This window comes from Pseudoalteromonas apostichopi (assembly GCF_030297135.1).
In the GTDB taxonomy this organism is placed as follows: Bacteria; Pseudomonadota; Gammaproteobacteria; order Enterobacterales; family Alteromonadaceae; genus Pseudoalteromonas; species Pseudoalteromonas apostichopi.
This window is the reverse complement of sequence record NZ_AP028065.1, coordinates 954,331-967,805: the sequence shown is the minus strand read 5'-3', so window position 1 is coordinate 967,805 and position 13,475 is coordinate 954,331. Positions and strand designations below refer to the sequence as shown.

Sequence of the window (13,475 nt, the reverse complement as noted above, 5' to 3'; positions counted from 1 at the left end):
GTAAAAGTAGGCTTCTTTCATTATAAATGTGATTTTTTGTCCATAATTATGATTAATTAAGTGCTTTTCTACATCATTTTCTACACTTTTTAACCTTAACGTAAGTAACTGTAAGTGAAGGTAATCGTTTGTAAAATATAGAATTTTATTGCTTTAGTTGAGTCAAAGTAGATTATTACAAACAATAAGGAATAAACTCCATGAAAAGTACTCTGCTTAAAACAATTGTTGCCACAAGTTTGCTTTCGGTGCTGGCTGCCTGTTCTAGTGACGACAGCAGCAATAGCAACAGCGGCTATGTGCAACTGTACAATGGCTCTTATAATAGCCCCTATACACGTTTATTTGTTGATGACACTGAACGTTCGGGCGCAGATTTTGGTGATGTATCAACCCGCCATAATTACAGCTCGGGTGAGTATGAGCTAAGTTTTAAGTATGTTGATGTCAACGATAGCTATATCACTATTGATGAAGAAGCCATTAAAATTAAAGACGATCAAACCCAGTTGCTAGTAATGAATGGTGATTTTGCTGAGCCAACGTTTACTGAGCTCAGTGTGCCATCTTCAAGCGAAGAGGATGAGTTTAATGTTGGCTTTTTTAATATCGTCGGCGAAGACAAGATTTACGATGTTTACATTGCCACTGATGACGGTTTATTTGATACCGCAGAGTTACTGATGACTTCGCAGTACCTGGTAGAGCCAGAACTATCCACGCTTGAGGAAGGTTATTACACTATTTATGTCACTGCCAGTGGTAGCACTGATGTGATTTTTGAATCACCAAAATTGTACTTTAATGATGAAGCAACTTACATGGCGATGATCCGCCCAAGTTATGCAACAGAAGAAGACGGCATTACCCTTGATGTAGTGACGGCAAGTAGCTCGGTGACACAACTAAACCACCAAGACGCACAAGGCCAGTTGCGATTTATTAATACTATTGATGATTACACACAAACCCAATTTAAAGTAACAAGAGGAACAACGTCTACCAATACCGAAGTTGTAAGCAACGATAATTACTCTGAATACATGAGTATGTCACCAAATAGTTATAGCGTAGCCATGTTAGATGAGGCTGGCGACAAGATTGTTGATAACTTCTTAATGACATTAGAGCGTGAGCAAAGTGCGGTTGGTCTATTCTACAATGACAAAGATTACGGCCCTCGTATGATGACCATTGAAGAAAACCTAACACCTAGCAGCTATAGCCACACAGTTACTGTGGTTAATTTAATTGATAACTATGTAGGGCAACAGATTGATGAAGTCGATGTGTACTTCACTCTCAATGGTGAAACCGTTGATGATACTAGTAATGTCGTTGAAGGTTTAGATCAATACGACCAAAAAGAGCAGGTGGTTGATAACGAAGTTTATACAACCTATGTGGTGTTTGAAGATAACGGCCAACAGATTGTGCTATTACAACAGAGCGATATGGATTTTACTGAAGAAGGTAACTATATCTTGGTGATTGAACACGATGAAACTACTTATTCAGGTTATAAAATGACCTTAGAGCGTACGGTGACTGAACAGTCTTAACCGGCTTGAACGCAATATCGTTGTTTCTTTACTCTTGCTAAGTGTTTATTATATAAACAATTAAGGTTTTTGCTTTTTTGTTTAAAGCGTACACATGGAGTGAGTATGGACGACGGTATTGCGTTACTAATATTACTAGCATTAGTTGTTGTAGGTGGCTCAATTGCTGGCATTATTGCCTTTTTTCAACTGTCTAGTTTGAAGCGAGAAGTGGCTGCTCTTCGAATAAAACTTAACGCGCCATATATTCATAATTCACAAGCAAATACTGTAAATTCGTTTGATAGTTTAAACGAAGATCTGACCGACACTTCAAAACTAGAACCAAAGCCTGAAGCCATTAATAAGCCAAGTGAGGCAATGGCTAAAAAGCCACAGCAAACGAAACCCAAGCCTGCAACTTTTAATCCGCTAGTTAGCCAACTCGTTACACAAATTAAAGCCAATTGGCTAACTTGGGTAGGAGCGGTTGCTCTTGCCTTTGGTGGTATCTTTTTGGCCCGCTATTCACTTGAAGCCGGTTTATTATCCGAAACCATGCGACTCATACTTGGCGCTATTTTTGGTTTGAGCTTAATTGTCGCGGCTGAGGTTTTACATCGTAAAGGTATTATCTTAGATGGGTTTAGCAACTATATTCCCGCGGCGCTGGCAAGTGGCGGCTTTATTAGTTGTTTTGCATTGACCTTACTAGCCTACAGCCATTATGGCTTACTACAAGCCTTACCAGCATTTAGCATTTTAACCTTGGTCTCTTTGGCTGCAAGCTGGATGGCATTACGTTTTGGCCCCGTGCTGGCTGTAATTGGTATTATTGGCGCTTACAGTGTGCCTGTATGGGTAGATACTGGGAGTAATGACTTTGTTGCACTCCTTACTTATGTTGCTTTTGTCAGTGTATCAGCTTCGCTAGTCGCACATTACGTAAAACGGCATTGGTTGTGGTATCTGTTATGGGCGGGGCATTTAGGCTGGTATTGCTTGGTTGCAATGAGTGCAGCGAAAAACCTGCACTGGTTTATTAATCTTTATGCGCTGTTTAGCATTGTATTGTTAATTGCGATTCCACGCTTAGGGCTGACTATTAAACAAGTTGAATACCGCCCACACCGCTTTAAAACGCTACTGAAACAACTGCCCGATAACCTTCTGTTATTAGCTGTTGTCATGCCACTTTATCTTTTACTCATAAGCAGTAACCAGCTACTAACCTGGCAGCTTAGTATGTTGTCGTTAGTGGCTTTACTGTTGTTTTTGGTATTAAAAAACAGTGTATGGGATCACTGGCTGATAATAGCTGTAGTGAGTGTGGTGTGCTTGCTTACAGGGCAATACAATGCAGTAGATTATTCTGAGCAGCTTTTTGTTTTTAGAAAAAATTATGGAGCAGGGCTATTTTTTATTGCTTTGTTTGCTGGTTATGGGTTTTTGTTTGGTCGAAAATACCCTAAACGCTTAGGTTTTGCTTTACTCGCTTCACTTTCAGGCTTTGTGATTATTAGTTGCTTATATGTCATTACTCCCGATCATGCCTTGATGACGGCGTATCCGGTTTGGTGCTTTGTATTATTGGCACTATCTGCTTGGCTATTTAAGTTATCAATCAATAGTACAAATCCAATGCAGGTATTTAGTTACTGGCTTGGTGGTAATGCCAACATTAGTTTAGCGTTAACCATGCTATTAGAGGGTAGCAGCTTAAGCTTAGCGCTTGCTGCGCAAGTGTTGTTAGTCAGTTTTTATGTCAATAAACATAAACTCAGTATTCCTACTTGGCCCCTTAAAGGCTTAGTTGGCGCTTTACTTGTTAGGTTAAGCTTTGCTCCTTGGTCAGCTGACTACAGTGATGCGCTGTTGCTCGGGATGCATTGGAGTTTAGTTGTGTACCCTGTATGTGCAGGCTTATTTTACATGGCAGCAAGGCACTGGCAGCAGCAAACTGTTCGCGTTTGGCTAGAAGGTGCCATGCTTCATTGTATCGCTTTATTTATTACCACAGAGACGAGCTATCAGTTGGTAGGGCACTATCCTGACTTTGCGGAATTGTCTGTGTATGAATATATTTTGCTGACTTGTAACTGGGGAATATTGGGATGTGTCTACCTAATGCGTTCACGATTTACTGAGCAATTAGGTAAACTTTATGAAGTTGCAGGTTTTGCTTTATTAACATTGAGTGGCTTGCTCGTACTGAAAAGCTTTACCGCTGTAAATCCGTTTTTTGAGCCGATAAATATAGGCAGTTGGCCGATTGTTAACTGGTTACTCTTACTCTGGTTAGTTCCTGCTAGTATTGCAATTTGGGCAAGCCAACTGACAAAATCTCAGCGCTATTTGCATAAGCTGTTTACAGTATTTTCAGGTGTGTTGAGTGTGTTATACATCAATGCGGAAATTCGCCACAACTGGCAAGGAGAATTTATAAATCTTGCTTTGCCGACCTCAGATGCAGAGCTTTACAGTTATTCTTTAGCTTGGCTTATCATCGGTGCTTTGGTAGTCGTGGTAGGGCAGTTAAAAACCATTACGGTATTACAAAAGTTCGGCCTAGGGATATTGGCGCTGGTGGTATTAAAAGTGTTCTTGGTTGATATGGCAAACTTAACCGGGTTACTGCGTGCTATTTCGTTTATCGGTTTAGGCTTATCGCTAGTTGCACTTAGTTGGTTGTTCCAAAAATTTAAGGCAAAGCCCTCAGCTTTGCCTTAAATCGATGTTGTTAAAAACTTTGGTTAAGCACTGTGGTTAAGCAGTGCCTTTAGTTTAGCGGGCTTAACAGGCTTACTAAGGTAATGAATTTGCTCTTTTTTGGTTTGCTGCTTTAGCGCTTCATCACGTACTGCTGTGATTAAAATTGCCGGTACTGGGCTTTGCCAGATTTCTCTTAGAGTTTTAATAAGCGTAATACCATCGCAATCATGGCCAAGCTGATAATCCATTAAAATCACATCTGGCGCACGGTGCTCTTTGGCATAGGCCATCACGGTCTCAACTTGATCAAATAGTTGATAATTTGCCTGCCATTTTTGTAATAGGCTTGCCATAGCATTAAGGTTTTCCGGGTCATCATCAACCGCAATAATGTTCATTGCGCTGCGATTCTCAACACCTTTCTTAGGAGTATCTTTTTGTTGGATAAATTGGCTTTCACCATAAGGCACTTCAATACTAAAGCGGCTACCTTTTCCTGGTGTTGAGCTTACATCTAAACGTAAAGAGAGTAAGTCAGCCATTCGTTTTACTACCCCTAAGCCAAGACCAACTCCTTTGTTATCACCGGCTTCAATACGATAAAAGTCATTGAAGATTTTTGCTTGCTCTACCTCACTAATACCAGGACCTGTATCCCATACTTCAATGCGTAAATGATGTTTACGTTTGCGACAAGCAATTAAAACTCGACCACTCTCGGTGTATTTAACTGCATTTGAAACCAAGTTTTGAATAATTCGGCGTAGGTAAGTGATATCACTGTGAACGATAATCCCCTGTGAACGTATTGTCAGTTTTAAACCTTTTTCGCTCGACATAATAGCGTATTCATTTTTCAGCGGGGCAAGTATGTCATCAATACTAAAGTGACGCGGGGTAGGGGTCATTGCCCCTTGCTCTAGCTTAGCGATTTCTAAAAGTGCCGACATTAAATGCACCGTCGAATCTAAACTAGCACCAAGCTTTTCAAAGTTGTTTAGGTTGTTACTCGAAAGGGTTTTATCATCTATAGCGGCAAGGTACAGGCGCGCCGCATTCAGCGGTTGTAAAATATCGTGGCTAGCTAAGGCCAGAAAGCGCGTTTTACTATCATTGGCTTGCTCTGCCTCTTTTTTAGCTAAAGTAAGTGCTTGCTCAGTTTGTACCCGGCTATCGATTTGTGCTTGTAAATCTTTATTGATAGTACGAATTTCTTGAGTACGCGCTTCAATGCGGTTTTCAAGATCCATGTTTACTTCTTCAAGTGCATTTTGTGTTTCGATATGCGTGGTGATATCAGAGAAACTTGTTACAAAGCCGCCATCTGGCAGTGGGTTACCTATCATTTCGAACACTTGGCCATTGCGGCGATGGCGAATAAAGTGATGGGGCGTGCCATTTTTAAGGTGCTGTACACGTTTTTCTACATGACGCTCAACTTCACCTGGGCCACATTCGCCGCGCTCGGCATTGTATCTGAGCACGTCTTCAATAGGTTGGCCGACTTCGAGAAAGTCATCTGGGTAGGCAAACATCTCTGCGTAGCGTTTATTCCATGCCACCAAATTCAGTTCTTTATCAACAACCGAAATACCATGACTGAGGTTTTCAAGAGAGGTAAATAGTAAGTTTTGGTTAAATTGCAGAGCTTGCGTGGTTTCATCAAAAAAGTTAACGACTTCTTCAAAGGCCATGCGTTTACCAGAAGCAACCGTGTGGATCAGCGCTTGTGCTGAAGATGCACCAAGCACACCGGTTAAGGCACGTTCACAATAAGCGATAAACTCAGGCTCTGGGTGTGCGTTGTTATCATCTAAGTTATTGGATAACGCAAAGTGAGCCAATACTTGTTGTGAGCGCTGCACACCTAAGAAGGTTTGTAGCAGCACTTTAAAGTCATAAACAGTGGCTTTAACGTTTTTATTTAAGCGTCTTGCGAATACTGCTTGCTCTTTAGGATTAACAAAAGCAGCTGCTTGAATTTTATCAATTAAACGTTCATCCGCTCCGAGCGAAAAACTAATGTAACAACCTATATTTGCAAATAAAGCGATTAGGGTGCCACGAGTAATAAGTGTTTGTTGCAGCTCTGCGTTTAGGCTATTACCCGCATCTAAAATAGGCAGCATTAAGAACAAGACCCAACAAATGAAGCCTGCTAATAATCCGGCATAAACTCCATAAGCATGACCTTTTCGCCAATATAAGCCACCAACAATGGCTGGGAGTAATTGTGATACCAAAGAAAAGGCGACTAAACCCATACTAGCGAGTGCTTTACCATGGCCAAACCATTGCTGGTAGAAATACGACAAAATCAAAATACCAGCAATTGTGAAGCGTCTTACTAAGAGAATTTGTGACTTATAGCTGCTGGTGATGAGGTTACGTTTAAACTTACGACGCAGCATTAACGGCAACACCACATCATTTGAGATCATGGTGCTGAGTGTGAGTGTGGCTACTACAATCATCGCCGTCGCCGCAGATAGACCACCAATAAATACAAAGGTCGTTAAAAAAGCGTTCTCGTGCATTAGCGGCAGTGCTAACACAAAGCTATCAGGTGAAAAACCACTGCCAATGCCTGGGTGTATAGCTGCAGTGGCAATAGGAAAAATCATTGCTGCTGTAAGCAACAAATAAAGTGGGAATGCCCAGCGGGCAGTATAAAGGTGGCGTTTATCTTGGTTATCGACCACCGTAACGTGGAATTGCCTTGGTAAACAGATAATCGCTGCTGCCGCCATTAGTGATTGGCCAATAAAGTTAAAACTAAAAAAGTCGAAGTTCTGCCAGTGCTGCCAAATAGAGCCCGTTAGCTGCTCGGTTTGCACCGTACTTAAATTAAATAATGTGTATAAGGCAAGCCCAGCAACGGCCACTAAAGCCAGTAGTTTAATCATAGATTCAAAGGCAACAGCAAGCATCAGCCCTGAGCGATATTCGGTTACATCCACCTTACGAGTGCCAAAGAATATCGCAAACATTGCCATGATGAGTGTTGCTGAAAGTGCCAGCATAGAGCCGGAGATACGATTGTCGTTTTGTAACAGCAAGAAGCTGCTGCTAAGTGCTTTTAATTGGAGTGCGATATACGGAATCGTCGCTAATAAAGCGATAATCGTCACCATAATGGCGGTGGTTTGCCGCTTACCATAGCGAGCTGAAATAAAGTCGGCGATGGTGGTGATATTTTGCTTTTTACTTACTAATACTAATTTGCGTAAAAATCCTTGGCCGAAGAAAAATAACAGCGCAGGGCCAATTAATATAGGTAAGTAATTCCAACTGCTGGTGGCTGCTGTTCCGACCGAACCGTAATAAGTCCAAGATGTACAGTAAATTCCTAATGAAAAAGAATAAACAAATGGGTGGTGACTAATTCTTTTTGCAAGAGGAGTGGTTTTGTCTCCCCAATTTGCCAACCAAAACAACACGCCAATATAGGCGAGTGCAACAAATAAAAGCGCAGCTGTCATGTTTAAATTCAGTAATTATTGTAATAACACTACCTTACCAGAATTATGAGCGATTTCGATGGCAAGATTTTTTGCAATAATTATTAATAAAATACAAGTTATTGATATTTAATAAATAGTGTTGTTTTTTGTGTTGTTATTAGACTAATGTCGCAGATCATTCGTTTTTACTATTTTCGCTATTTCGTAAATTTATCTTTGTAGGTTAAGTCATTGTTAAATATTGTTTTTTACTGTTTGTTAACAAATGGTGTTCTGCAGTTTACGTAAACGTAAACTAGCTGTTACGACTATGGTCTCAATTCCATAAATCAGAACCCTTGCTAACTTAGTTAATGACAACTAATACCACTCATTACTTTTTTGTAATGCATAAGGGGATAAAAAATGGCTTTTAAAGATGAAGAACAAGCAAAAGCTTATTGGGCGGAAAACCTCGCACTGCTATTTAAATTATTAGCAATTTGGTTTGTCGTGTCATTTGGCTTCGGCATTTTACTGGTAGACGTACTTAACGAGGTACGTTTCTTTGGGTTTAAACTCGGCTTCTGGTTCTCCCAGCAAGGCGCTATTTACACCTTTGTTGCTTTGATTTTTGTTTACGTTTTCAAAATGAATACGTTAGATAAAAAATACGGCGTAGACGAATAGGAGCTAAGCAATGGATGTTCAAACACTCACGTTTATTATCGTCGGTTTAAGCTTCGCGCTTTATATCGGCATCGCAATCTGGGCTCGTGCTGGGTCAACAAATGAATTCTATGTTGCAGGGGGTGGTGTACCGCCGCTGGCAAATGGTATGGCAACCGCTGCTGACTGGATGAGTGCGGCATCGTTTATCTCAATGGCGGGTATTATCTCGTTTGCGGGTTATGACGGTGGTGTATATCTAATGGGTTGGACAGGTGGTTATGTACTACTTGCACTTTGTTTAGCTCCTTACCTACGTAAGTTTGGTAAGTTCACGGTACCAGATTTCATTGGTGACCGTTACTACTCACAAGCTGCACGTGTTGTTGCAATTTTATGTGCCATCTTTATTTGTTTCACATACATCGCAGGTCAAATGCGTGGTGTAGGTGTGGTTTTCTCTCGCTTCTTAGAAGTAGATATTGAGACCGGTGTTTACATTGGTATGGTGATTGTATTCTTCTACGCTGTATTAGGCGGTATGAAGGGGATTACTTATACGCAAGTAGCTCAGTACTGTGTATTAGTATTTGCTTACCTTGTCCCAGCAATCTTCATTTCAATGATGATGACAGGTCACTTCTTCCCACAAACAGGTTTTGGTGCAACGCTTAGCGATGGCTCAGGACAGTTTGTACTCGATAAACTAGATGGACTCAGTACCGAGCTCGGCTTTGCGCAATACACTGAAGGCTCGAAGAGCATGATTGATGTATTCGCAATCACTGGCGCGTTAATGGTGGGTACTGCAGGTTTACCGCATGTAATCGTTCGTTTCTTCACTGTTCCTCGTGTTAAAGACACGCGTATCTCAGCTGCATGGACACTTGTTTTCATTGCAATCGTTTATACAACAGCACCTGCTGTAGCGTCATTCGCTCGTGTAAACATGATTGATACAATTAACGGTAAAGACGGTAGCGGTACAGAGTACGCAGAAGCACCAGCATGGGTTAAAAATTGGGAAAGAACAGGCTTAATCACCTTTAACGATAAAAATGGTGACGGCAAAATGTTCTACTCAGCAGGTAAGATTGAGGATCCAAACAGCGCAAACGAAGTTAAAGTTGACCGCGACATCATGGTACTTGCAAACCCTGAGATTGCAGACTTACCAGCATGGGTGATTGCATTAGTAGCAGCAGGCGGTATCGCAGCAGCGCTATCAACAACCGCAGGCTTACTATTGGTAATCTCGACCTCGGTATCACACGATTTATTAAAACGTACCTTAAAACCAGATATTAGCGACAAACAAGAGCTACTTGCTGCGCGCTTAGCAGCGATGATAGCGATTGTTATTTCAGCTTACTTTGGTATTAACCCGCCAGGGTTCGTGGCCTCGGTTGTTGCCTTTGCCTTCGGCTTAGCAGCGGCGAGCTTCTTCCCTGCAATCATTATGGGTATCTTCTCTAAGAAGATGAATAAAGAAGGTGCGATTGCGGGTATGGTGACAGGTATTACATTCACAGCGGCTTATATTATCTACTTCAAGTTCGTAAGCCCTGAATTGAATGCACCGGCACACTGGTTATTTGGTATCTCACCTGAGGGTATCGGTCTAGTTGGTATGATTGTTAACTTTGTAGTTGCAGGTATCGTACTTAAACTAACAGCTGAAACACCGGTTGAAATCCAAGAAATGGTCGAAGGTATCCGTAACCCTAAAGGTTCGAGCGCAGCACACGCGCACTAATAAAACCATTTTATGAGAACACACTCTTGAAGTTCAAAAGCCCGACTTAAGTCGGGCTTTTTATTTATTTCAAACAGGGGTAGTGTAGATATTGTCTCTATTCTATAGCGAGAATGACCATGAATACCGAGCAACAGGAAGTCGCCCAATTTGTGATGCAACAAACGCCATTTAATCAGCTTGATAGCGCTGCATGCGAGTACTTTGTTAACCATCTCGATATTATTTATCTGACCCGAGAAAATCAAAACCAGTGGTTAAGTTCAGATAACTTAAGATTATTTTTAATTCGTTCTGGCGATTACGATTTAGTTGACCCAAAAGGAGATGTGATCACTAAGTTATCGAGTGGCGATTACTTTGGTTTTCCTTCACTGTTAACTGGCGAAGCGATTCAAAATAGCATTTCAGTGCAAAAGGAAGGCATTGTTTACATGTTAAACCAAGCGGCATTTGATTATTTACGCCGTGAGTACAAGGTATTTGAGCAGTACTTTGTTCGCGCCCATAAAAACCGTTTATTGTCGTCCCATTATAAGAGTCAAAACGAAAGTTGGTCCGAGAAAAAAATCTGCGAATTGATGAATCGTAAGGCCGTTACCTTGGCGCCAGATGCAAGTATTCGTCAAACTGCTAAAAAAATGAAACAACAGGGGGTTTCGTCGATTATGTTAACTGAACATGATCGCCTCGTTGGGGTTGTCACCGACAGAGACTTACGTAACCGCGTATTGGCAGATGAGGTTGACCCACAAGAGCCTGTTAGCAGTATCATGACTTGTAAGCCCAAGTTTATTTTTGAAAATAATCGCGTGTTTTCTGCTTTACACTTAATGCTTAAACACAATATTCACCATCTACCAGTGCTTGATGAATATCACAAACCACTTGGTATGCTCACCAGTACCGATTTGCTGCGGCAGCAAAAAAGCGACCCAGTGCAATTGATTGGGCGAATTTATAAAGCACATAGTGTGGTTGATTTAAAACGTTATTCGCAAGAGATACCCGGTTTATTAAAAGGCTTTTCGAACAATATTGATGACATCTCCTTAATTGGTAAGTTATTAAGTGGCTTAACCGATGCGCTGACTTCGCGCTTGATTCGTTTGTTTCAAGAAGATAATGGTGCTGCACCAACCAGCTTTAGCTTTATCTGTTTTGGCTCTCAAGCACGAGAAGAGCAGACACTCCATTCAGACCAAGATAATGGTCTGTTGCTACCAGATGATTTAACTGAAGAGCAACAAGCGTACTTTAAACGCATGGGCGAATATGTTTGTGAGCATTTAATCGAGTGCGGTATAAAGCGTTGTCCTGGCAATATTATGGCGAGCAACTCTGAGTGTCGAATGGGAATAAGCGCGTGGAGCAATAAATTTTATAAGTGGATCACCTCACCGACTCCAGAGGCGATGCTTAATTGTAAGATATTTTTTGACTTACGTTTTATTGAAGGCTCAACTACTTTGTATGAGCGCTTTTGTGAGCAGTTAAAGCGCATTTCTAAAAATGACTTATTCTATGCGGCCATGGCGAGCGACATTAAAAATACCCCTGTGCCTATTGGTTTGTTTAATCAATTTAAATTAGAGAAAGACGAAAAGCAGCATAAGTATCTCGACTTAAAAAAACGCGGTGTGGTGATAATCAACGACATAGTACGTTTATATTCTCTCAAAGCAGGTATTCAGCGCGCTAATACCCAAGAGCGTATTGATGCATTAATGAAGTTTTCACTACTTAATAAAGATGACCTTTATAACTTAAAAGATTGTTGGCGCTTTTTAACTCAGTTGCGTTTAGGTACACAAATTAACGAAGAGGGGTTGCCTAGCAACTGCATTAACCCAAATGCTTTGAATTCATTGGAACGACATCAATTAAAAGAAGCATTTTATTTGGTTAAACAGGCGCAGCAAGCCGCCGCATTTAAGTTTGCTCGCGGTAGTTTATAGGAGGCGTTATGGTTAAACGCTGGTTAAGTCGGTATTTAGCGCGCAAGCAACTTTTGGCAGCCGATGCTTATAAAGAGCGCTATGTAGTGATAGACATGGAATTAACAGGCCTTGACCCTCGCCAGCACGAAATTGTCTCGGTGGCGTGGGTGATGATAGAAGATCAGTGCATTAAGCTCAGCGGCGCAAAGCATTTAATAAATAAAGATGTGCAAAGTTTAGAGCAAAGCCCGATTTATCACGGTATTGCAAAACAAGACATAGATACAGGCGAAAGCTTAGCAATGATCCTTGGCAAGCTGCATGAGCATTTTGATGAGTGTATTTTAGTGTTTCATAACGCGGCGCTAGACTGGGGATTTTTAAAACAGGCATGCAGAACGCTTGGCTTAGATGCTAAAGCGCGTTTAATTCTTGATACCTTTGTTATAGAAAAAAAACGCCTGCACCAGCAAGGGCACGAAATAGGCCACGATGATTTAACTCTTAGTGAATGCCGCAAGCGATACAGCTTACCGCATTATAGTTCGCACCACGCCCTCACTGATGCCATGGCAACGGCCGAGTTATTCTTAGCCCAGTGTCATCAAATTAGTCGTGGTAAGGCATTGAAAGTAGGGGAGCTAGTGTGAATCAGTTAGAATTAAAAATTCCTCCTGTCGCGCTGCTGCTGATCATTGCGTTGATGATGTGGGGCATAGCAGACTAGGTTATAAGTTTTAGCTTCTCGTTTTTCGCATCATCTTTTGTAGCACTACTCATTGCATTTTTAGGTGTGGTGTTTGCTTTATTAGGTGTTTATCAATTTCGCATGCAAGGCACGACCGTTGATCCTCGAATTCCAGAACAGTCAGCGAGTCTTGTTACAAGTGGTGTTTATCAGTTTAGCCGTAACCCAATGTATGTTGGTATGTTATTAATGCTAGTTGGTTGGGGTATTTATCTTGGCAATATTGCGAGTTTTTTAATGCTGCCGGTATTTATTCTCTATATGAATCGATTTCAAATTATGCCAGAAGAAACGTTTATGGCAGAGAGGTTTGGATTAGCTTATCAGCAATACATAAAATCTGTTCGTCGTTGGCTATAAAGGAAAAAAGTAAGAGAATGAGGTCGCTGAAGCAGTTTGACTTATCTTGACCTCTTATAAAAACTTCAAAGGTCGATTACCAAAACTGCGCCATCTAAAACATGCTAAGCAACTTTTATTTCACCTGACCTCTTATAAAAATGTCTAAGGTCGATTACCAAAACTGCGCCATCTAAAACATGCTAAGCAACTTTTATTTCACCTGACCTCTTATAAAAACTTCAAAGGTCGATTACCAAAACTGCGCCATCTAAAACATGCTAAGCAACTTTTATTTCACCTGACCTCTTATAAAAACTTCAAAGG

The 13,475-nt window shown here is 41.1% G+C and carries 8 protein-coding genes; 7 read left to right on the top strand and 1 reads right to left on the bottom strand.

Translation table 11 applies throughout. The features are described from left to right. Positions 1-200: 200 nt before the first annotated feature. Positions 201-1,562, top strand: coding sequence for a hypothetical protein (locus QUE86_RS04325; protein WP_239976517.1), 1,362 nt, complete (start codon positions 201-203; stop codon positions 1,560-1,562). 105 nt (positions 1,563-1,667) lie between these two features. Further along, complete coding sequence (locus tag QUE86_RS04320) at positions 1,668-4,271, top strand: DUF2339 domain-containing protein (RefSeq protein ID WP_286259422.1); 2,604 nt, start codon at positions 1,668-1,670, stop codon at positions 4,269-4,271. Between the two features lie 23 nt (positions 4,272-4,294). On the opposite strand, the gene QUE86_RS04315 is transcribed toward QUE86_RS04320, so the two are convergent. After that, complete coding sequence (locus QUE86_RS04315; protein WP_167658568.1) at positions 4,295-7,735, bottom strand: PAS domain-containing hybrid sensor histidine kinase/response regulator; 3,441 nt, start codon at positions 7,733-7,735, stop codon at positions 4,295-4,297. Positions 7,736-8,122: 387 nt separating this feature from the next. Here QUE86_RS04315 and QUE86_RS04310 point away from each other — a divergent pair, with 387 nt between their 5' ends. From QUE86_RS04310 to QUE86_RS04290, 5 genes are all read left to right on the top strand, one after another. Beyond that, the gene (locus QUE86_RS04310; RefSeq protein WP_130050715.1) at positions 8,123-8,386 is read left to right on the top strand and encodes a DUF4212 domain-containing protein; all 264 of its coding nucleotides are present in this window, start codon (positions 8,123-8,125) and stop codon (positions 8,384-8,386) included. 10 nt (positions 8,387-8,396) lie between these two features. Continuing rightward, positions 8,397-10,121: a sodium:solute symporter family protein gene (locus QUE86_RS04305; RefSeq protein WP_130050716.1), complete on the top strand. Its 1,725-nt coding sequence runs from the start codon at positions 8,397-8,399 to the stop codon at positions 10,119-10,121. 119 nt (positions 10,122-10,240) lie between these two features. Beyond that, positions 10,241-12,079, top strand: a complete 1,839-nt coding sequence (locus QUE86_RS04300; protein WP_167658570.1) for a DUF294 nucleotidyltransferase-like domain-containing protein — start codon at positions 10,241-10,243, stop codon at positions 12,077-12,079. An 8-nt stretch (positions 12,080-12,087) separates the two neighbouring features. Beyond that, complete coding sequence (locus QUE86_RS04295; RefSeq protein WP_130050718.1) at positions 12,088-12,711, top strand: 3'-5' exonuclease; 624 nt, start codon at positions 12,088-12,090, stop codon at positions 12,709-12,711. A 146-nt stretch (positions 12,712-12,857) separates the two neighbouring features. Next, entirely contained in the window at positions 12,858-13,169 is a 312-nt protein-coding gene (locus QUE86_RS04290; protein WP_286259414.1) for a methyltransferase family protein, read from the top strand. Positions 13,170-13,475: the final 306 nt, after the last annotated feature.